At 33.9% G+C, this 19,606-nt stretch carries 21 protein-coding genes; 7 read left to right on the top strand and 14 right to left on the bottom strand.

Annotation, left to right across the window (positions count from 1 at the left end; all coding sequences use genetic code 11):
• Nucleotides 1-129 precede the first annotated feature (129 nt).
• The 3 genes from LPC09_RS08085 to LPC09_RS08075 all read left to right on the top strand — a co-directional run bounded on the left by LPC09_RS08085 (nucleotide 130) and on the right by LPC09_RS08075 (nucleotide 3,204).
• Complete coding sequence (locus LPC09_RS08085; protein WP_098799349.1) at nucleotides 130-1,641, top strand: phytoene desaturase family protein; 1,512 nt, start codon at nucleotides 130-132, stop codon at nucleotides 1,639-1,641.
• A gap of 123 nt (nucleotides 1,642-1,764) precedes the next feature.
• Nucleotides 1,765-2,880, top strand: a complete 1,116-nt coding sequence (locus LPC09_RS08080) for a glycosyltransferase family 2 protein (protein WP_098799348.1) — start codon at nucleotides 1,765-1,767, stop codon at nucleotides 2,878-2,880.
• Between the two features lie 108 nt (nucleotides 2,881-2,988).
• Nucleotides 2,989-3,204: a hypothetical protein gene (locus tag LPC09_RS08075; RefSeq protein WP_098799347.1), complete on the top strand. Its 216-nt coding sequence runs from the start codon at nucleotides 2,989-2,991 to the stop codon at nucleotides 3,202-3,204.
• Between the two features lie 68 nt (nucleotides 3,205-3,272).
• Here LPC09_RS08075 and LPC09_RS08070 read toward each other — a convergent pair whose 3' ends face one another.
• The 6 genes from LPC09_RS08070 to LPC09_RS08045 form a co-directional block, all read right to left on the bottom strand.
• Nucleotides 3,273-5,129: a heavy metal translocating P-type ATPase gene (locus tag LPC09_RS08070; RefSeq protein ID WP_231309739.1), complete on the bottom strand. Its 1,857-nt coding sequence runs from the start codon at nucleotides 5,127-5,129 to the stop codon at nucleotides 3,273-3,275.
• 474 nt (nucleotides 5,130-5,603) lie between these two features.
• The gene (locus LPC09_RS08065; RefSeq protein ID WP_098799345.1) at nucleotides 5,604-6,107 is read right to left on the bottom strand and encodes a TlpA family protein disulfide reductase; all 504 of its coding nucleotides are present in this window, start codon (nucleotides 6,105-6,107) and stop codon (nucleotides 5,604-5,606) included.
• A gap of 106 nt (nucleotides 6,108-6,213) precedes the next feature.
• Nucleotides 6,214-7,539, bottom strand: a complete 1,326-nt coding sequence (locus tag LPC09_RS08060; RefSeq protein ID WP_098799344.1) for a polysaccharide biosynthesis protein — start codon at nucleotides 7,537-7,539, stop codon at nucleotides 6,214-6,216.
• A gap of 112 nt (nucleotides 7,540-7,651) precedes the next feature.
• The gene (locus LPC09_RS08055; protein WP_231309389.1) at nucleotides 7,652-8,731 is read right to left on the bottom strand and encodes a Ger(x)C family spore germination protein; all 1,080 of its coding nucleotides are present in this window, start codon (nucleotides 8,729-8,731) and stop codon (nucleotides 7,652-7,654) included.
• Nucleotides 8,728-9,816, bottom strand: coding sequence for a GerAB/ArcD/ProY family transporter (locus LPC09_RS08050; protein WP_231309388.1), 1,089 nt, complete (start codon nucleotides 9,814-9,816; stop codon nucleotides 8,728-8,730). Before LPC09_RS08050 ends, LPC09_RS08055 begins: the two co-directional genes overlap by 4 nt.
• 18 nt (nucleotides 9,817-9,834) lie before the next feature.
• A complete protein-coding gene (locus LPC09_RS08045) occupies nucleotides 9,835-11,322 on the bottom strand; it encodes a spore germination protein (protein ID WP_231309387.1) in 1,488 nt (495 codons plus the stop codon).
• A 488-nt stretch (nucleotides 11,323-11,810) separates the two neighbouring features.
• Between LPC09_RS08045 and LPC09_RS08040 the strand changes: the two genes are divergently transcribed.
• The gene (locus LPC09_RS08040) at nucleotides 11,811-13,394 is read left to right on the top strand and encodes an IS1182 family transposase (protein ID WP_231309386.1); all 1,584 of its coding nucleotides are present in this window, start codon (nucleotides 11,811-11,813) and stop codon (nucleotides 13,392-13,394) included.
• A 125-nt stretch (nucleotides 13,395-13,519) separates the two neighbouring features.
• Here the strand turns inward: LPC09_RS08040 and LPC09_RS08035 are convergent, their stop codons facing one another.
• The 3 genes from LPC09_RS08035 to LPC09_RS08025 all read right to left on the bottom strand — a co-directional run bounded on the left by LPC09_RS08035 (nucleotide 13,520) and on the right by LPC09_RS08025 (nucleotide 15,620).
• Complete coding sequence (locus LPC09_RS08035; RefSeq protein ID WP_176550999.1) at nucleotides 13,520-14,122, bottom strand: cell wall hydrolase; 603 nt, start codon at nucleotides 14,120-14,122, stop codon at nucleotides 13,520-13,522.
• A gap of 329 nt (nucleotides 14,123-14,451) precedes the next feature.
• Nucleotides 14,452-14,646: a hypothetical protein gene (locus LPC09_RS08030; RefSeq protein WP_098795938.1), complete on the bottom strand. Its 195-nt coding sequence runs from the start codon at nucleotides 14,644-14,646 to the stop codon at nucleotides 14,452-14,454.
• Between the two features lie 122 nt (nucleotides 14,647-14,768).
• Nucleotides 14,769-15,620, bottom strand: coding sequence for a patatin-like phospholipase family protein (locus tag LPC09_RS08025; protein ID WP_098795939.1), 852 nt, complete (start codon nucleotides 15,618-15,620; stop codon nucleotides 14,769-14,771).
• 285 nt (nucleotides 15,621-15,905) lie between these two features.
• Between LPC09_RS08025 and LPC09_RS08020 the strand changes: the two genes are divergently transcribed.
• Nucleotides 15,906-16,094, top strand: coding sequence for a YkvS family protein (locus LPC09_RS08020; protein ID WP_098795940.1), 189 nt, complete (start codon nucleotides 15,906-15,908; stop codon nucleotides 16,092-16,094).
• A 47-nt stretch (nucleotides 16,095-16,141) separates the two neighbouring features.
• Here the strand turns inward: LPC09_RS08020 and LPC09_RS08015 are convergent, their stop codons facing one another.
• Nucleotides 16,142-16,327, bottom strand: a complete 186-nt coding sequence (locus LPC09_RS08015) for a hypothetical protein (protein ID WP_098795941.1) — start codon at nucleotides 16,325-16,327, stop codon at nucleotides 16,142-16,144.
• A gap of 111 nt (nucleotides 16,328-16,438) precedes the next feature.
• Here LPC09_RS08015 and LPC09_RS08010 point away from each other — a divergent pair, with 111 nt between their 5' ends.
• Nucleotides 16,439-16,603, top strand: coding sequence for a hypothetical protein (locus LPC09_RS08010; protein WP_176551000.1), 165 nt, complete (start codon nucleotides 16,439-16,441; stop codon nucleotides 16,601-16,603).
• Nucleotides 16,604-16,718: 115 nt separating this feature from the next.
• The gene (locus LPC09_RS08005; protein WP_176551001.1) at nucleotides 16,719-16,868 is read left to right on the top strand and encodes a hypothetical protein; all 150 of its coding nucleotides are present in this window, start codon (nucleotides 16,719-16,721) and stop codon (nucleotides 16,866-16,868) included.
• Between the two features lie 145 nt (nucleotides 16,869-17,013).
• Here the strand turns inward: LPC09_RS08005 and queF are convergent, their stop codons facing one another.
• Genes queF through queC form a run of 4 tightly spaced genes read right to left on the bottom strand, consistent with a single transcriptional unit; the run spans nucleotide 17,014 to nucleotide 19,362 of the window.
• Nucleotides 17,014-17,511, bottom strand: a complete 498-nt coding sequence (gene queF, locus LPC09_RS08000) for a preQ(1) synthase (RefSeq protein ID WP_098795971.1) — start codon at nucleotides 17,509-17,511, stop codon at nucleotides 17,014-17,016.
• Nucleotides 17,512-17,534: 23 nt separating this feature from the next.
• Complete coding sequence (gene queE, locus LPC09_RS07995) at nucleotides 17,535-18,263, bottom strand: 7-carboxy-7-deazaguanine synthase QueE (RefSeq protein ID WP_098795942.1); 729 nt, start codon at nucleotides 18,261-18,263, stop codon at nucleotides 17,535-17,537.
• Nucleotides 18,264-18,265: 2 nt separating this feature from the next.
• The gene (gene queD / locus LPC09_RS07990) at nucleotides 18,266-18,703 is read right to left on the bottom strand and encodes a 6-carboxytetrahydropterin synthase QueD (RefSeq protein ID WP_098795943.1); all 438 of its coding nucleotides are present in this window, start codon (nucleotides 18,701-18,703) and stop codon (nucleotides 18,266-18,268) included.
• Nucleotides 18,700-19,362, bottom strand: a complete 663-nt coding sequence (gene queC / locus LPC09_RS07985; RefSeq protein WP_098795944.1) for a 7-cyano-7-deazaguanine synthase QueC — start codon at nucleotides 19,360-19,362, stop codon at nucleotides 18,700-18,702. Before queC ends, queD begins: the two co-directional genes overlap by 4 nt.
• Between the last annotated feature and the right edge of the window lie 244 nt (nucleotides 19,363-19,606).

Genomic DNA, 19,606 nt, shown 5'->3' with positions numbered 1-19,606 from the left:
TACTCTTTGTTAGAAAATCTATTAAGGAAGCAATTCACTGTCTTGAATAGGAAAATCATGGATAAAATAAGTTCTAAAAGAGGTCGTTTTTTACATTTATTCACACTCAAGATTCTTAAGGAGGAAAATATGAACAAAAAAGTTGTTATTATCGGTGGTGGTTTAGGCGGGATGTCAGCAGGTATACGTCTTGCTGTAGATAACTACGATGTTACGATTATAGAAAAAGGAGAGCGACTTGGCGGAAAATTGAACAAGCGAGGTGGAAAAGGGTATTCTTTTGACACAGGTCCATCTATTCTAACCATGCCATGGGTACTGGAACAATTATTTCAAAATGCCAATAGAAACCTTTCAGACTATATTAAACTTAAAAGAATCGAGCCCCAATGGAAAACATTTTTTGAAGACGGCACAACCATCGAACTTACAAGTGATTTACCTGAGTTAATTAAACAACTAAAATCAGTATCTGAAGATGACGCAGGAGAGCTTTTCAATTATTTGAATTATTGCAGTAAAATGTATGAGTACAGCTTGAAAAGTGTTTATAAAAAAAGCTTAAGAGGACTACATGATTTAAGATCCATGCATACTGTTAAAGAGTTATTATCTATGGATCCGATGAAAACAATGCATCAAGGAACACGTAAATTTTTCAAGGATAAAAAAATTCAGCAATTGTTCAATTTTTTAATCATGTATATTGGGTCTTCCCCCTATCATGCTCCTGCCGTTTTGTCTCAGTTAGCACATGTTCAATTAGGACTTGGAATATATTATGTTGAGGGCGGCATGTACGAAATTGCAAACGCTATGTCAAAGGTCTTACATGAATTACAAGTTAATGTACATCTAAACACTAAAGTAAAAAGAATCGTATTAAATGGAAACAAAGCAACGGGTGTAGAGCTTGAAAATGGACAAATAGTAGAAGCTGATATTGTTGTCTCCAATCTAGAGGTGGTGCCTACCTATCAATCATTGTTAGAAGATCACTCTTTACATCCTGATTTTAAACAGGAACAGGAAAAGTTTCCTCCAACGGTTTCTGGCCTAGTGCTTTTATTAGGGGTTAATAAAAAATACGAACATCTTACACATCATAACTTTTTCTTCTCATCATCACCTGAAAAAGAGTTTAACCAACTTTTCAATGAGGAAACTCTAGCAGAAGACCCAACAATTTATGTTGGAATATCCTCAAAGTCCGATTCAACACAAGCACCTGATGGCAAAGAAAACTTATTTGTGTTAACACATGTACCTCCATTAAAAGAAGGAGAAACATGGGATACTAAAGCACTTGAATACCGGAAAACAATTATTACTAAACTCGAAAAAATGGGTGTTACAGATTTATCAAATTCTATTGAATTTGAATACATGTTTACACCTAATGACCTTCAGCAATTATACGGAGCAAACGGCGGGTCTATTTATGGAGTTGCCACAGATCGTAAGAAAAACGGTGGCTTTAAATTTCCGAGCAAAAGCTCATATGTGCAAAATCTTTACTTTGTAGGGGGATCAACACATCCCGGGGGAGGTGTACCAATGGTAACTTTATCTGGGCAACTGACTGCAGATCTAATATTGGAACACGACCTAAAATATGATCAGGAAAGAGAAATTGGCTAATATGTGTACCCATGTAGAAGATATTACAGTCTACGTGGGTTTTTTAACCAAAACACCTTACAAAATGTAAAATCCCCCCTAAGACAGTACAATAGATTTGATAAAGATAATTGGGGGATCATTATGCTTATTTATATTATCATTTTAAGTTTATTTTTGATTTGGACCATTTTCAACTCTTTCTTTATGCCTGAATTAACAAAACAAAGAATACATCACAATAAACTTGTCTCCATTTTAATTCCCTTACGCAATGAAGAAGACAATGTAATTGAACTAATCCAATCTCTAAAAAAACTTACTTATCAAAACCTTGAATTTTATTTACTCGACGATCAATCAACTGATCTTACATCATCTTATATTAAGTCCTCGATATTGAACAATAAGCGTTTTACTTTACTCTACGGAACTGAATTACCTGAAGGCTGGACAGGAAAAGTCCATGCATGCAAACAATTAAGCAAGCACGCAAAAGGTGATTATTTATTATTTTTAGATGCAGACGTTCGCTTAAATCCAGATGTTATTCAATCAGTTATTCATATGCTTGAAAAACAAAAAGGTCATCTAATTACAGGCTTTCCACGTTTCCCTGTTCATCATATATTAGAAAAATGGCTTGTGCCCATGCAGCATTTTTTAATTTATTTCCATTTACCGCTTTTTTTAGCAAACTATACGCAAATGTCTTCCGCTACTGCTGCACATGGGTCATTTATGTTATTTGAACGACAGGCATATTTTAATATTGGTGGTCACGAAGCCATTAAAAATTCTTTGCTTGATGATGTTCATTTAGCGAGGATTATGAAAAAGCAAGGCTACAAAGTCATTCTGAGCAATATAACATCATTTGTTACATGCTACATGTATAAGAACAATAAAGAAGTATGGGAAGGCTTTAAAAAAAATACTTTTATCGGAATTGGTCGCTCTCGTTTTTTTGCTTTTATTCTTATTTCCTTTTATTTCTGTTTCTTTATCTTTCCAGGCTTTCTTGTCATCTATGAAGTATACAATTTTATGGCTAAAAATTATATTACTATATCTAATATTTTTCCTTACTTACTTATCGTAATACAAAAAGGGTTTGTTGACCGGAAAAACAAACAAAATGTTTCAACCAGTTTTGCGATGCCGTTAATTGCAGTATCCTTTATCGCATTACTGATCTCTTCCATGGTTTCTTCAATTAGGAAAAAAGGATATATGTGGAAAGGACGTAAATATCACTAATAATTGTAACATGTTCTTAATATTTCATTGATACTCCAAAAGTTCTTTTTCTTGTATAATAACATTATATGTCTATCTATCTTTCTTCCTACTAAGGAGTTGTTTGTATTGCTTCATTGGGTAAAACGTCATTTAGTTTCTATACTTTGTATCATAGGGGTTGTTGCTCCTTTTATAGGAATGTCATTAATTGACACCTTTTACTATAGTACGATATTTGGATGGATTATAGGCTTTTGCTGCTTTGTTATTTCATATATCATTGTAAGTAAACGCCCTGATGAGGAAGAAGGAGCAGTTAATGCACCTAAAGAATCTTTATAAAATGCAGGAAATTAAAAAGAGGGGATTCATACTCTTTCTTATTGTATGAAACACCCTCTTTTCTCTTTCTATATCCCTCTTAATAAACGTAATCCATTCAAAATAACCAAAATGGTACTTCCTTCGTGTCCAATAACACCGAGAGGTAAATCCAACACTTGGAGGAAGTTTGAACAAATTAATAGTGCAATTACAGACATAGAGAATACAATATTCTGTTTTACAATTCTATTCATCTTTTTAGACAATTTCAAAGCATTTGTAAGCTTCGAAAGTTCATTTTTCATTAAAACAATATCTGCTGTTTCCAGTGCAACATCTGTACCTTCGCCCATTGCAATTCCCACATCGGAAATGGCAAGCGCCGGAGCATCATTAATTCCGTCCCCAATCATTGTTACTGTACCATATGTCTCTTTTAATGTTTTAATTTCTGCCACCTTGTCTTCCGGCAAACACTCAGCCTTAAATAAATCCAACTTCAACTCTTTTGCGATTGCTTCTGCGGTTGATAGACTATCACCCGTTAACATAACTGTCTTAATTCCACTTTGCTGCAAGGTTTCAATTGCAGCCTTTGCCTCTTGTCTTACAACATCTTTTAAAGCAATTAGCCCTATCATTTCATCATTACGAAGAACATATACAATGGTTTTTCCCTCTTTAGCAAGTTGTTCGCTTATTCCATCATGAAATGTCTCCGCTATACTTCTTCCAACAAAATCCGACTTACCGATCCTCCAATTCACTCCATTCATAACTGCACTTACACCAAATCCAGACTTTTCATCCACTGAAGTCATTTTGGCCGGGTGATTTGGGTTGTCTTTATTAATTTTGGAAACGATAGCTTTTGCAAGTGGATGTGTTGATTGATTTTCAATCGAGTAAACTGCTTCGTAGAATTCTTTAAGATCCACATTTTTAGACGTAATAATATCTGTAACAGCCGGTTCTCCCTTTGTTAAAGTTCCTGTTTTATCAAAGACGACAACACTTGTTTTACTTAACCTTTCTAAATGCATACCACCTTTAAATAAGAGACCATTTCTTGCCCCATTTGATATGGCTGATAGAGTTGCTGGCATAATTGATGCAACCAATGCACAAGGTGATGCCACGACCATTAAGACAAGTGCACGATAAATAGTTTCATTCCATGTCCAACCAAATAAAAAGTGAGGTAATATCATCATCGCTGCAACTAATAGTAATACCCCTTTTACATACGTGCCTTCAAACCGTTCAATAAATTGTTGTGAAGGAGATTTTTCCGATTGAGCAGACTGAACTAAATCTAATATTTTCTGAAACATTGTTTCTGTACTTTTTTTCGTAACAGAAACTGTAATTGAACCATTTCCATTAACTGTACCAGCAAACACCTCATCATTTATACCTTTTTCAATAGGCATAGACTCTCCTGTAATAGCAGATTGATCTATATTTGTTTTACCGGATAAAATATAACCATCTGTTGCAATTCTTTCACCAGGTTTCACTAAAATGGTATCACCAATAGCTAATGAAGAAACATGGATTCGACTTTCCTTTCCGTCAACTAACAGCACTGCCTCTTCAGGCTGCAAACTCATTAATGCGGAAATTTCCCGTTGACTTTTATTCATTGTATAGGTCTCCAATGCACCACTTAAAGCAAAAATAAAAATAAGGATGGCACCTTCTGTCCAATAACCAATAATAGCAGAACCTACTGCTGCAAAGATCATTAGTAGTTCAACGTTCAGGTTTTTCTCTGCTATTGTTTCCTCTATCCCTTCCTTCGCTTTTGCAAATCCACCTATAATAAAGGCCAAAATAAAAAGTGGAATAGCGATTGTCTCATTCCCCTGATTATTATAAAACCATCCAAAACCTATTAAGATACCAGAAATAATTGCATTAATAAGCTCTATATGTTCCATCCCTTTTTTAAGAAACTGGTTTTCATTTTTTGCGTTTGTTTGAGGATTTATTCCACTTACCGTGTTTGTCTCCATAATCATCCGCCTTTCTAATTGAGAATAACATTCATCGTCACAGTCTTTATTCTTTTAAATTTTCTAGGTCTATTCAAACAAAACATGATTAAATTAAGGTATAATTTGATTATAGCAAACAACATTTTATTTTCAAGTAATAATTATTATAATTATTAAATGATAATAATTATTAATAATAAGAGTTCTCAATAAATTAGTTATAATACCCTCCTAAATAAGGTGCTAACCTTTTAAACGCATAAAAAGAAAGTACAGTTAATGCAAGAATCCTTGTCACTAACTGTACTCCCTTAAATAAATGATATTAAATTTAATTTAATCTGTGAGAAAAACCACTATTAGCCAAACCATTAACAATAAGTTTATTAATATTTATCATGTTAATTTAAAAGTGACCTAAAGATCTAATAATGCCTGATGTAACCTTTCAGCAGTTACAGGTCCTAATATTTTGTCTTTAATTGTTCCAGTTTTATCTATTATATAATTCGTAGGAATTCCAATGACTTGATAACTCTTTGAAACCTCTCCATTTACATCTAAAGCAACTGAAAACGGTAATTTTGATTGCTTCACAAATTGGATAACTTCTTTTTGACTGTTTTCTGAAGATGTAATGTTAACTCCAATTACCTCAATATCCTTTGATTTTTCCCCTATATAAAACTTCTTCAATTCCGCCATTTCTTCCTGACAATAAGAACACCAAGTAGTCCAAAATGTAAGAACAATTACTTTTCCTTTTAGGGATTCTAAATTGAATTCAATATCTTCTGTCGTTTTCAATGTGAAATCAATTGCTTTTTCTCCTTTTTCAAGAGCAAGCGAGCTATCGCTAAAAACAGGAAAAACAATAAAAATGATGAGCAGTATCTTTAAAAAAAAGCTAAATGTGTTCATTAAATCACCCTTTAAGATATTATCCTCTGCTTACTTTTACCAGAAAACAAAAAAATATGAATAAAGGATTATGTTAATAGCTCCCTTACTCATATTCCACCTCCAATTAATACGTATATCTTTTTTTCATAAAATACACACTTACTTCTAGCTTATTGCAAATTGTTACGTAATGCATGAGCATAAGAAGCACAGCTCCCATGTTCATCCCCAAGATAATCCCTTTCATTTGCAGTACTTCCATAGAACCTAATACATACATCATCCCAAACGAAATGATATGGGACCATACAGTATGAAAAAGGGCATCCTTGACGAGCCCCAAACCAATTAAATAGGCTTGCATAGGAATGATGAAAAAATGGAAAAGAAAGTACGGCCATAATAGCTTTAAATAAAATGCAGCAGTTGAAGAATCAAAAAATAAGCGGGAAAGTGGTTCTGCAAACATATACATCACAAAAACCGAAACAGATCCATAAAGTAATGTAATAACCATTGACTGCTGTAACAATCGTACTAACTTGTTATTATCGTTATTCGCATAGGCTTCAGACACATTCGGTATAAGCATCACCATTAAAGAATGACCTATAAAAGCTGGAAAGAAACCAATTGACATAGCTACACCCGCTAGCATTCCATAATGTTCATTGGCCATGATACTAGAAAATCCAGCTGCAACTAAAGCACCCTTTACAAGGAAAGGCTGTATTGCATGTGTAAAAGAATGAAAAAGCCTCAATCCTGTAGTTGGAAAAGAGACGGAAAAAAGAGCCTTTCTCACTTTATCTCCACGTAGGAACTTATTATTTTCTTTGCTAAGTATTTGATATTCCATAATATAGACAGCAATTAAATAGGCACTTACAAGCAGCTCACTTCCAATTAATGTAGCTAAAGCAATAAGCAATGCAAGCTCAATTTGAAACTGAAAGGATTGATACACCCAATAAAGAATACCAAGTTGTACTAGCTTTTTTAAGAAATTTGAAAATGCGATCTTCCCCATGTGTTGTACTCCCATAAAATAACCTCTTGCAATCGATGAAAATGACACAACAGGTATGAGAATAACGAACAACCATTTTACATATGGATGGTAGGTATCTAAAAATGGTAAATGTGGAATAGTTAGTACAGCAGCTACAACAGATATACATGTAAAGATAATGGTCAACAAAAGAGTATGTCTCAACATATAAAAATGTGTTTCACGATGCTTTTCAGCAACAAATTTAGAAATAGAAATCGGCAACTCTAAACTGGCGATTATAACAATAAAAAAGATAATCGGTAAAATGGACATATATAAGCCCATTCCCTCTTCTCCTAACTCCCGAGCCAAAATCATGTTAATGAAAAACTCTAAACATTCACCGAAAAAGGCTGCTATAACAAGCATTAATGTCCCTTTAACAAAAGTATTCATGATGTCTTGTCCCCTTATCTTTAGACTAGTCCATTACTAAACGATATGAGACAACACCTTTAAATAAAACAAGCATCTTTTATTTTTATCAAAATTCACAAAATTGATAAACTTAATCGATAACACCTGATTCAGAGATAACTATATCCGCCTGCAAGTCCACCTCCAACTCAGGGATTCGCTCCCGCCACTCATCAATTAGAAATGTACGAGACTGTGACCGGAGATCGTCTCCAATTCCAATCGGATCTATTTTTAACTCTTTAAATTTATCAATTAGAGCTAGCGATTCTTTTTCCACAACATCTTTAAAGGCTTTCTCAACTTTCCCCATTACCTCTGGGGTAATTTTCTTCCCTGTAAACTCATTTATAACCCCCTCAATATGAACTTTTATTTCCACCTTAATTGGATTTGTTGAAATTACCTTTAGCTCACGTGATGAGGCTATGCTTTTAACGCCAACTGATTCACCTGTGTCAGGCATTTTGACTGTATAAGTGCCTTTTGTATACTGATCTGCTAGTACTTTAAAAAATAACAACTTCTCATTTGAAATTTCACCAACCATTTTTTTGCCATCCAAAAGCGCTATTCCATCAATTTCAACACTACCGGACCCCTCATTTTTTTTTATAATCGGAAGGAATGGATCCTGCCCCTTTGAATAATGTTGATAAAGAAACAAATGTAGATTCGTTCGTGGCAAGTCACTATTCAGTTTGTTATGTAAGACCAAGTTAGTTAAGTATTTTGCTGCACCGAGTGTCGAAAAGTCTGATTCTAAAATCGCATTTGCCTCACCTCTTGTAATAACAAGCAATAATCGCTCACCAATTGAAGCATCACGCTGAAGCGTATCAACCATTTCTGTAAGTCCTTGTTTGGCAAGACTTTCCCCAAATAAAACAATCTGTAATTTACCTAACACGAGTGGATCTGGTGATTGTTTTTGCATGTTTGAAACAACATCACGCGCCAATTCAGATTCCTCCACAATAACATGATCTGTAACGGGTTGATCTTTAATGTATGTATCAATATTAGCCGATCCTTTTATCTTATCTTCTCCTTCAACAAGATCAATGCCCATAGCTGTTATAAGGTTTACATCATCTATAATTTCTTTTTCAATACATCCTGTTAGAAATGTCATCATTAGCAAAGATACGAATACAAACCTACAATTCACGCTTTTCTCCCCTTTATTTTTTTTATCAATACTGTGAGAAAGAAAAGAATCGGTATATATCCAAACATCATATAAAAGCCTATTTGTGAAACTAAGTCATTAAAAAAGCTTATTTTCTCTCTTGTTTGAATCAATGGAATGATAAAAAATGCCAAAAGCAAAACAAGTGCAAGCAAAATTCTCTGATTAAATTTAAATGTATCCTTAAGACATCTGCTCGCACACCAAAAAGTTAAACAAACGTTAGGCAATATGATTAAACACCAGTTAGCAATTCCTATATATTCAAAACGTTCCACAAAAGGCATTTCAACAATCTTCCAAATTGTTAATGTAGCCCACACATTTTTCTGCAATTGTTCCTCACTAAAATAAGCAAGTGAGATCATCATGATTAAAGTAAACAATAATGTACTATAGGCAACCCCGAGATGTGCCCATTTTTTTGACTTTTCCGGTCGTTTGATAAATGGATAATAAACTAACAAAGCCTCAAACCCTAATACTGTTAAAGACATATCCTTAGTTGAAGAAGCCATATCTTTGAAAGAATGATTAAGCGGTGGGGCTAGATTAGATAAATCTGAGAATTCAATTGGAAAGAAAAATGTAAATATTAAATAACTAGGTAAAACAACTCCAAAAAAGCATATACCTGTTACGATTCTAAATCCACCACTAATCACATAGTAGACTAATAACAAAAAGATTGATGTAAACAACCAAGAATTGAGATCCGGAAACATCCAAACTACAATAATTTCTATATAAGTATTTAAAACATTTATCGCTAGTAAACAGAAATATAGACCAAAAAGAGTACTAAGAGCACCACCGATCCATTTCCCAAAAAGTTCTTTATGAACATCAATAATGTTGCCGTCAAAATCTTTTAAAATACGAAAAATCATCCATACTGAAATATGTACAAATAATCCTGATATAATAACGGCGATCCAGGCATCTCTTCCTGATTTTTCTGCTACAATCCTTTGAAATCCTAATACTCCTACACCAAATTGGAGTGAGTGGATCAAATAGAATACTAAAAAATGTGATACTTGAAAACGCTCTGCTATTTTCATTTTGTCCACTCACCTCATTCATTCATCAATATCTTTATTCATTTTTGCCTTTTTAGAAGGAAACCTTATCGGATTATTTGTTCTCAATTGTGACGGTCGTTTTGACAATAAGGAAAACGGAAGTCTAATTAGCGCGTCTTTCATATCTTTTGTTCTAGGTGGATAGATTGGCTCTAAAAAAGGTCTCCCTAAAGAGGTTAATCTTAACAAATGGGTCATAAGAAAACAGAAACAAAGCATTAATCCCAGTAACCCTAACCATTCTGCCAATAATAAAAATGGAAAGCGAAGCATACGGATTGTGTTGCCCATAGCGTAAATTGGTGTTGTAAAAGACGCAAGTGCTGAAAGCGCAACAATAATTAATAAAATATTACTTGTAAGACCCGCCTCTACAGAAGCCGTTCCAATAACAATCCCTCCAACGATACCAATTGTTTGACCAACTTTAGTAGGAAGGCGTGCTCCAGCTTCACGCAAAAGCTCGATCGTTAATTCTAAAAACAATGCCTCTAGTATCGGCGGCAATGGTACTACTCGTCTGGATGAAATGAGAGTATTTAATAAATCACCTGGAATTAATTCGTAATGGTAAGTTAAGGTAGCAACATAAATAGGTGTAACTAAAATAGAAAATGCTACTGCAAACAAACGAATCAGTCTAAAAAATGATGCATTTAACCAGTTATAAAAGTAGTCATCAAATGCTGAAAAAAATTCCACTAACGTTGTGGGTCCAATTAATACATGTGGAGATCCATCAACCATAACACCAACCTTTCCTTCAGCTAAAATCGATGACACCCTGTCAGGGCGTTCCGTATCCAATAACTGAGGAAAAGGAGAATTGTGATTATCTGAAATCATTTGCGTAATAAAGGAGCTGTCACTAATTTGGTCAAATTCAATGTTTTTAATCCTTTGTTTAACCGTGTGAACATTCTCTTCATTCGCAATTCCCTCTATATATAAAATTGCTACCTTTGTTTTTGAAAGCTCACCGACTTTCAATTCAAAAATACGTAGTTTTTCATCTGGAATTCGTTTTCGGATTAAATTAATATTAGATTCAATTGATTCAACAAAGGCCTCTTTTGGACCAACCACACTAAACTCAACTTCAGGTAAAGAAACATCACGCGCTTTATTAATTGTTGCTTTAATTAATAAGCCAGGCAATCCATACTCTGTTAAGCAAATAAGAATGTAGCCGTCTAATAACTTTTCCTTAATCACATCTGTATCAATAGTGATAATGATAATTTCGATTGGTATTCCCTTTTGCAAATCATCTAATGTTTTCCAATTCTCACTCTTTAAAAAAGGCATAATACTTTTTTGAAGAGTCTGCATATCAACCATTGTCCTAAAGTAAGATACCCAGTACTTAACCTGTGAAGTCTCGGCTTCATATTGAATAAAGTCAGAAGAAGTTCTAAACCTTGCTAACACCTGTACTAATGATAGCTTTTCTCTGCCACCTTCATACGTCATTTTATTCATCATTCCACACGCTTTCATTGACATACTTTTTTCTTATGTTGCCAAAATTTAGCGATAATATTCTTACTGATAGGAGATTGTTATTAAAAGGATTTAGATATTCATCTTAATCACGGATATGTATTTTATAATGCAAAAAGGGGCTGACCCAAAAGTCTAGATTTTAGACCTTTGGGTTAGCCTTTTTTAAGAAGTGTTTTTAATAAAGTTAAATATAAAAACTGGTTCGTTCCATTGCGCTCCAGACACTTGCTTTCCGCGGGGAGGAAGCTGAGCCTCCTCGCCTTCGCCTGCGGGGTCTCAGCCTTTCCTCTACCTCCCGCAGGAGTCAAGTGTCTTCCGCTCCATTCCACTATCCATTTAAAATAATATTTATCTGCATCAATCTACGAAAACAACTTTTTAAAAGACAAAATTAAAACAAAAAAATCGTCCAATTTTGTATAATGAAGTTACCACACCACCTTATACAAGAAAGGAACGATTTTTTTATGAAATATGATCATATCTCTTTCGTTAATTATAACATGAATCAGTTAGTTCTTCCATTAGACCTTGAAATTCTCATCCCTCAAAATCATTTATCTATCATTGTTCACGAAGCTGTAGAAAATCTAGACGATACTTTGTTGGTTCAACCCTACAAAGGTGGTGGACGCCCATCATATCACCCAAAAATGTTACTTAAAGTCATCATATATGCTTATACACAAAAAGTTTATTCAGGAAGACAAATGGAAAAGTTACTAACCGAAAATATCTACTTTATGTGGTTAAGCGGTTGTCAAACTCCTGATTTTCGTACGATCAATCGGTTTCGATCAGAGCGAATGAAAGACATTATCTATCAAGTCTTCTTCTCAATTATAGAGTTACTACGTGAAAAAGGATTAGTCAAGCTGGAGCACTATTTTGTAGATGGGACTAAGATTGAAGCAAATGCAAATCAGTATACTTTTGTTTGGCGAAAAGCGACAGAGAAATATGAAAAAAGTTTAGATGATAAATATCGTCAACTCGCTTTACAAATTGAGCACATCCTTGAAAATGAGGAAAAGACCGCCCCTTCCATGGGGCTAGAAGAAAAGCTGAAAGAAACTCCTATTACTTCAGAACAGATTGAACAAAGTATTAAAAAGTTAGAAAAGCATTTAGAGACAGAACCTAAAAATAAAGAGGCAAAAAAAGCTGTTCGATTATTAAAGAAAGACTATCTTCCTCGAAAAATGAAATATGAAGAACAAAATCAACTTTTCAATGGAAGAAACAGTTTCTCGAAAACAGATAATGATGCAACTTTTATGAGAATGAAGGAAGATCATATGCGAAATGGGCAGTTAAAACCAGGATATAATGTACAAACAGGAACAGAAGGTCAATTTATTACAGGTTTCTCTCTACATCAAAGAGCAGGTGATCCAGGCTGCTTGATCCCTCATCTTCAACACCTGGAGGAGCACGGAGTGAAACCAGAAAAAATAGTTGCCGATTCTGGTTATGGTAGTGAGGAAAACTATGACTTTTTAGAAAGAGAAGGACGAACAGCGTACATAAAATATAATACATTTGATCAAGAACAAAAAAGAAACTGGAAAAAGAAAATCGAACGTGTAGAAAATATGGAGTACGATGAGGAACTAGATGAGTTTATATGTGCAAACAAGCAAAGCCTTGTATTCCAGTATGAAACCTCAAAAACTTCTGAAAATGAATATGTTTCAATTAAAAGAAAATATTCATGTTTTGAATGTGCAGGCTGCCCTTTCCAAAAAACTTGTGCAAAAGGAAAAGAACAAAAAACAATTACAATATCTCTAGAAAATCAAAGACAACGAAAAGAGATTCGTGAACGTCTTCAGAGTGAAGAAGGAAAAAAATTATATAGCCAACGAAAATGTGATGTGGAAAGTGTATTTGGACAAATAAAACATAATCAGCAGTTCAGACGCTTTTCGATGCGTGGCCTCCAAAAAAATACGATTGAATGGGGGCTTCTTTGCGTTGCACATAACTGTAAAAAAATGCAGAAAGCAATAAAAAGAAATAAAGTAAAAGAGGAAATTGGATGCCAATAAGGGGGGAGGAATACCCTTTTTCATTAAAAAATCCTACTTATTTGGTTTCTATATAAAAAATGAAGAAAGGGTGCTCAAAAGGTCGTTATTTAACAACCTTTTGAGTCACCCTCTAAGTAATATCATTATTTCGCAAAGCGGTGATTACCAATAGTTACTGTCACTTGACGTGATGTAATCCAAGTGCTTTTTGCTGTTTTAGGATTATAGAAATATAATGAGCCTTTCCCCATTCCGCGGAAAGCTAAAGCTTCTTTTACTGCTGCTTTTGCTGATGCATCTGCAGGTGAATTAATTGTTCCGTTTTGAACAGGTGTAAAAGCATAGTAACCTTGATCTTTCTGATAAATAACACTTGAAATAGAATTTGGGAATAAAGAACTGTCTACACGGTTTAATACAACTGAAGCAACAGCAACTTTACCAGCATAAGGTTCACCTTTTGCTTCTGCATTTACAAGACGAGCCAATAAATCCATCTCTGATGCTGTTATTGTTTGAGGTATAACTAGTTTTTCACCGATAAATAATAAATGTGAAGATTTATTATTTGTTGACATTAAAGATTTAACAGGAACTCCATACTTTTTACCAATAATCCAGAATGTATCTCCTGATTGCACTTGATATGTTGTTGCAGCACTAGCTTTAGATTGTGGAGCAGTCATCGCAATTAGCGAAAAAGCTAATGTTGAAACAGCAACAAGTTTTAAGATTGTTTTTTTCATAGATTCGTAACCTCCTGAAGGTTCGTAATGTATTTAACCAAGTTTGCTTGGCCACATACACAAGACTAACAGGATACTCCCTCTAATACACCCCTCAATATATGGTAGCAATGGCAAATGTTTTGTTTGGCAATACGGTCATAAAATCGATAAACTACCAAACTTCTTAGAAGAAAGTAATCAAAAAGAATCGTTTTTTTAAAGTATTGTATGAACCTATAGGATATAGGTCTCGTCAATTTTCTTAACAACTATATTTCCATAATAAAAATAGTGATATTTACTTAATTTTATTAAACATATAAAAAAGAGCCAAGAAATTAGATGATCTAACTTCTTGGCTCCTTTAAATAGCGATATATTACACTTCCACCTTGTTTAGCAATACCTCGAAAATGTTTAAAATCTTCACGATTCACAAGAACCTCACGAAATATAAGAAATTGTTCTTTTGTGACATGGTATTCGTTTAATTCTCCGTCTCTTAATTTATCTAGTATTTCTGTAACAGTTTGTCCATCCATCTTATTTTCCTCAATTCATATCTTTTTTACTTGAATTAAATGCCAACTTAAACTAATAACACATTCATTCTAAATCAATCAGGTTCATAGATCTATTATAAATTTGTTAAGCAATACCACATTTAATCCTCCAACCATTTTTTCAATTCATTATATTCTCTTCTGGCATCTTCAAAGCCAAGTGTATATAATTCCTCAAGCTTCGTTTGATTTCTTTCAATTCTTCCAACTTTCACTTTTGAACTTGGTTGAATAACAAAAATATTTCCCTTCTTCTCTTCCTCTTTTATGTGATCTATTGTCTGATTATACATATTATATCTTGATAAAACAGATTCTACCAACTCTGGATATTGTCCATAGACTCTCGATAATAACCACCTAATGTTCGATTTTTTCTTAGTATAATTATCATCTCTTGTAAGAACCACTACGTTCTTTTTTAGTCCATCTTTTTCAGCTTTTTTGATTGGTACTGAATCCACAATTCCTCCATCTAATAAATGTTTACCTTTAAATTCTACAATCGGAGCAATAAAAGGTAATGAACTCGAAGCTCGTATAACCTTCAACAAATCTTTACCATAGTCATCTTTACTAAAATAAAGAGGCTGACCTGTATGACAATCTGTTGTTGTAACGACAAATTCTTCCGGGCTGTTATAAAAGGTCTCAAAATCATATGGAACAAGGTTATTAGGTATTTCATCAAACAGAAAATCCATTCCAAATAATTGTCGCTGTTTCACAAAATTTCTAAAAGAAAGATATTTTGGATGTGAAACTAAATCAATGTTAACTTTTCGATTTCTTCCTTTTTGTCTAGAAAGATAAGACGCACCAAAACACGCTCCAGCGGATACACCAATAACATAAGGAAAATATAAGTCTTTTTCCATAAAATACTCTAATACTCCAGCAGTATAAATTCCGCGCATACCGCCGCCTTCTAATACAAGACCTGTATCAACCATAAAGACCGCTCCCTATACAAAAATTATTTTATTAATATACCATAAATCCCAGTATTCCATCATTGACTTAGCATTTTAATTTTCATTTCACGAAAAACTTTCCATGTTCTGTAAATTTTTTAACAAATTTAGTAGAAAGGCTTTACTTACTAACAAAAATAGTGTTAAATAATTCTAATAGAGAATTTTTAAAATTTAAATTGCGCCAAAGCTCAAGGCGTAAGCGTATACGAGAAAGATTAGTGAATAAACTAATCATAGAAGAATATGTAAAGGAGCGAGGCAATGAAGATCGCTAAAGTAGGTAGTATCATAGAATTCAGAGATGGTTTAACAGGTGTTGTTGAAAAAGTAAATGAAAATTCCGTCATTGTTGATTTAACATATATGGAAAATTTTAAAGACTTAGATCTTGATAGACGTACAGTTGTTAATCATAAAAACTATAAAATTATTAAAGACTCTTTTTCTTAATTAAAAAGGTAAAACGCGAAGAAACCGATTTCTTCGCGTTTTACCTTTTATTTTTTTGCTTCACTACTTTGAAGCCTATTCGGTACTGATATATATGTTTCACCACATGCGGTACATGCATAATCACCTGCATACTGTCCTAGGTAGCGTTGCTCAAGTTCAGGATGATGACAATCTGGTCCACCTTTTTCCAACCATTCTTTTCGTAGCTTTGCTGCTTCATCAAATTGCATAACCGAAAACCTCCTTCCATTCACCTTAGTTCTATCATATTTCACTTTCAAGGAAAATATTTAGATTAAATACGCATTCAATACACATCATAAGAATTAGGGGGTGAAAATATGGCGAGAATTTCTAATCCAATTGATTCAGAAAAGAAAAAGAATGAAATTGGTGCTGATGGTCAGCTTCACGGTGGAATGATGGAAACAATTGATCAAGTGTCTAATGCCATAACTGAAGCTATTCAAAACATAGGCAAAGACAAAGACAAAGACAAGAGATAGCGCTCCATGCGCTGTTTCTTATCTTTAAAATCATTGTCAGATTCTCTTACACACCTCTAGCATTGTGAGATTTTCTAACATATCATAATGAAAACAAGTTAAAGGGGACGATGAAATGAAGAAATTTGTATTCTCTATCGACTCAAAAGAACTAATCATTAATGCTAACCATATTTTGGAAGCTATAGCAGAAATTAAAGTACTTAGAGAAGTCCTTGGAACAGAGTTAAATATTGAATTTATCGGCATGTATAACATAGTCTGATATAAATACAAATTCACTATAAATATAACTATTTCTCCCCTCATGACCAAGTCAGTTTTCCTCTTTTTAATCAAGTCAGTGACTTTTATCAAACAAATAATTGAAAAAGGCATGTCCATAGGACACACCTTATTAAACCAAAATTCTATCGATTATCAACTGTTTCTGGATATAGATCATGATTCATCATACGGTATTCAGCCATTTTCTCATACTTTGTACCAGGCTTACCATAATTCGTATAAGGATCAATTGAAATCCCACCACGTGGTGTAAACTTACCCCATACTTCGATATATCGTGGATCCATTAACTCAATTAAATCATTCATAATTATATTCATACAATCTTCGTGAAAATCACCGTGGTTTCTAAAACTAAATAAATATAATTTCAAAGATTTACTTTCAACCATTTTAACATCAGGAATATAACTAATATAAATTGTAGCAAAATCAGGTTGATTTGTAATCGGACATAGTGAAGTAAACTCCGGACAATTAAATTTAACAAAATAATCGCGATTCGGATGTTTATTATCAAAAGTCTCTAAGATTTGTGGTGAATATTCAAACAAGTAGTTTACTCCTTGATTCCCAAGTAATGTAACATCTTGTAATTCGTCGCTTTTTCTTCCAGCCATAAATATTTCCCTCTCTTTCAACATTAAACACCTCGTTTATTTCCCCAGACCAGCGTATGAAGCTGTGGCAATACTCGAACATCATTTAAGTCTTTGTCATCTATCACCTGATCAATGAGCCACTCATATTTTTCTAAGAGGTTCTGCACGAGTTTTTCCGTATCTCCTCCAAGTACATCATCATTTCCGACTTGAAGATAAAATGGAAGGTTAGGGTAGCGAAGGTGAACATTTTTAGCATACTGAATGTCTTCTATATTAAAAATAACAACTTTTAAACTAATACTTTGGGATCTTTCTAATCTATCTAATTCAGTAATAATAAAGTCTAGTTTTTCAAAGTCTGTTTTCATTCCAGAGCTAGGTGGCTTTGGAGAAATTGTTAAATCATCAATATCCTTTAGCCACTCCTGGTATTTACTCCCTTGAGTTTCAATTGCAATTTTTATCCTCTTTTCCTTCAATAAAGAGATAAGCTCTTGAAGATTTCCAAGCAATGCTGGATTTCCTCCCGATATTGTCACATGTGAAAATCGGTCTTGGCCTAATTTAACTAATTCATTCCAAATATCAGTAGCTGTCATTTGTCTAATGTCCTCTTTGGCTGATCCATCCCATGTAAAAGCTGAATCACACCAACTACATGAATAATCACAGCCAGCTGTTCGAACAAACATTGTTTTTTGACCTATAACCATACCCTCACCTTGTATTGTTGGACCAAAAATTTCCAGTACAGGTATTTTCTTCATTCCTATCCCTCCTTGCGCTTAGGACGGAACACTACATAACTTGTAGGTGTTTCTCTTACAAAAACTTGGACACATTGTGCTTTATTTGCTTTTGTATCAAGCTCATCTTGAATCAATTCATAAATTGCTTTGGCTACTCCTTCAGTTGTTGGAAAATAATTAGAGTCTTCCTCTGAAAAAAGATCAGTATGATCGTTTAAAAGCGAATGATCAAAGCGGTTATGAATAAGTTTCTTTAGTGAAGCAAAATTTACAAGAAAACCTGATTCATCAAGTTCATCACCAGCAATTGTAATATTGACAAAATATGTGTGACCATGGACCTTTTGACATTTCCCAGCATCTTCATGCGGGATATAGTGTGCCGCTGCTATATGCATATCCTTGTTTAACTCAAATTGATAAGAATGCTGAACCTGCGGATAAATCTGCTGAATCATTTAACACTCACTCCTTTTTCAACTAGATATTCCTCAAGTCCCTTTCTTCTTAACTCACAAGCTGGACAATCACCACAGCCTTCTGCGATCACACCGTTATAACATGTTAATGTTTTTTCTCGAACATAATCTAACGCACCAAGCTCGTCAGCCAACTTCCAAGTTTCTGCTTTATTAATCCACATTAGCGGTGTATGAATAACAAATGGCTTATCCAATGCTAAGTTTAAAGTTACATTACACGATTTAACAAATGCGTCTCGACAATCTGGGTACCCGCTAAAATCAGTTTCACACACGCCTGTTACAATATGTTTTGCACCTATTTGATTTGCTAAAATTGTTGCAAACGATAAAAACAGTAGATTACGACCAGGTACAAAAGTAGATGGAAGCTCACCATCTTTTTGTTCAATTTCAATATCAGCTCTTGTTAATGCATTAGGTGCAAGCTGGTTCAGTAAATCCATATCTAAAATATGATGCTTAACATTAAGTTCCTTAGAAATAGATTTTGCAACCTCAATCTCTAAGCTGTGGCGTTGGTTATAATTAAACGTCACAGCCACCACTTCCTTGAATTGCTTTAGCGCCCAAAATAGGCATGTTGTACTATCTTGACCGCCGCTAAAAACAACGACTGCTTTTTCATTTTTCATTCTAAACGTTCCTTTCCTATGAATAACAATTGGTAAATAACACAAACTTAAAAAATCTATATGTTCGTTATTTGTAATATGGTAAAGAAAAAACACCTTCGAATAAAAAATTCGAGGTGTCCAGCATTGTTCTATATAAAACTTTATATCAAAGATATCGTAGTTTTTTATAGAGGGTTGTGCTAGAACCTCTCCCGATTTCTTTACGTCTAAAATCGGATTTACTGTTAAATTTTCAACTAAG

Origin of the sequence: Metabacillus sp. B2-18 (assembly GCF_021117275.1) — a bacterium.
In the GTDB taxonomy this organism is placed as follows: domain Bacteria; phylum Bacillota; class Bacilli; order Bacillales; family Bacillaceae; genus Metabacillus.
The sequence above is the reverse complement of the archived record's forward strand: the minus strand, read 5'-3'. Positions and strand labels throughout refer to the sequence as shown.

Excerpts from the sequence above, each read along its gene's own strand:
- LPC09_RS08060 (WP_098799344.1), bottom strand. The coding sequence starts at position 7,539 with ATGAATACTTTTGTTAAAGGGACATTAATGCTTGTTATAGCAGCCTTT.
- queC (WP_098795944.1), bottom strand. The coding sequence starts at position 19,362 with ATGAAAAATGAAAAAGCAGTCGTTGTTTTTAGCGGCGGTCAAGATAGT.
- LPC09_RS08025 (WP_098795939.1), bottom strand. The coding sequence starts at position 15,620 with ATGGTTGATACAGGTCTTGTATTAGAAGGCGGCGGTATGCGCGGAATT.
- queE (WP_098795942.1), bottom strand. The coding sequence starts at position 18,263 with ATGAAGAAAATACCTGTACTGGAAATTTTTGGTCCAACAATACAAGGT.
- LPC09_RS08085 (WP_098799349.1), top strand. The coding sequence starts at position 130 with ATGAACAAAAAAGTTGTTATTATCGGTGGTGGTTTAGGCGGGATGTCA.
- LPC09_RS08020 (WP_098795940.1), top strand. The coding sequence starts at position 15,906 with ATGAAGATCGCTAAAGTAGGTAGTATCATAGAATTCAGAGATGGTTTA.
- LPC09_RS08010 (WP_176551000.1), top strand. The coding sequence starts at position 16,439 with ATGGCGAGAATTTCTAATCCAATTGATTCAGAAAAGAAAAAGAATGAA.
- LPC09_RS08005 (WP_176551001.1), top strand. The coding sequence starts at position 16,719 with ATGAAGAAATTTGTATTCTCTATCGACTCAAAAGAACTAATCATTAAT.
- LPC09_RS08040 (WP_231309386.1), top strand. The coding sequence starts at position 11,811 with ATGAAATATGATCATATCTCTTTCGTTAATTATAACATGAATCAGTTA.
- LPC09_RS08030 (WP_098795938.1), bottom strand. The coding sequence starts at position 14,646 with ATGGATGGACAAACTGTTACAGAAATACTAGATAAATTAAGAGACGGA.
- LPC09_RS08045 (WP_231309387.1), bottom strand. The coding sequence starts at position 11,322 with ATGATGAATAAAATGACGTATGAAGGTGGCAGAGAAAAGCTATCATTA.
- LPC09_RS08035 (WP_176550999.1), bottom strand. The coding sequence starts at position 14,122 with ATGAAAAAAACAATCTTAAAACTTGTTGCTGTTTCAACATTAGCTTTT.
- queD (WP_098795943.1), bottom strand. The coding sequence starts at position 18,703 with ATGATTCAGCAGATTTATCCGCAGGTTCAGCATTCTTATCAATTTGAG.
- LPC09_RS08065 (WP_098799345.1), bottom strand. The coding sequence starts at position 6,107 with ATGAACACATTTAGCTTTTTTTTAAAGATACTGCTCATCATTTTTATT.
- LPC09_RS08070 (WP_231309739.1), bottom strand. The coding sequence starts at position 5,129 with ATGGAACATATAGAGCTTATTAATGCAATTATTTCTGGTATCTTAATA.
- LPC09_RS08080 (WP_098799348.1), top strand. The coding sequence starts at position 1,765 with ATGCTTATTTATATTATCATTTTAAGTTTATTTTTGATTTGGACCATT.
- queF (WP_098795971.1), bottom strand. The coding sequence starts at position 17,511 with ATGGCTGGAAGAAAAAGCGACGAATTACAAGATGTTACATTACTTGGG.
- LPC09_RS08015 (WP_098795941.1), bottom strand. The coding sequence starts at position 16,327 with ATGCAATTTGATGAAGCAGCAAAGCTACGAAAAGAATGGTTGGAAAAA.
- LPC09_RS08050 (WP_231309388.1), bottom strand. The coding sequence starts at position 9,816 with ATGAAAATAGCAGAGCGTTTTCAAGTATCACATTTTTTAGTATTCTAT.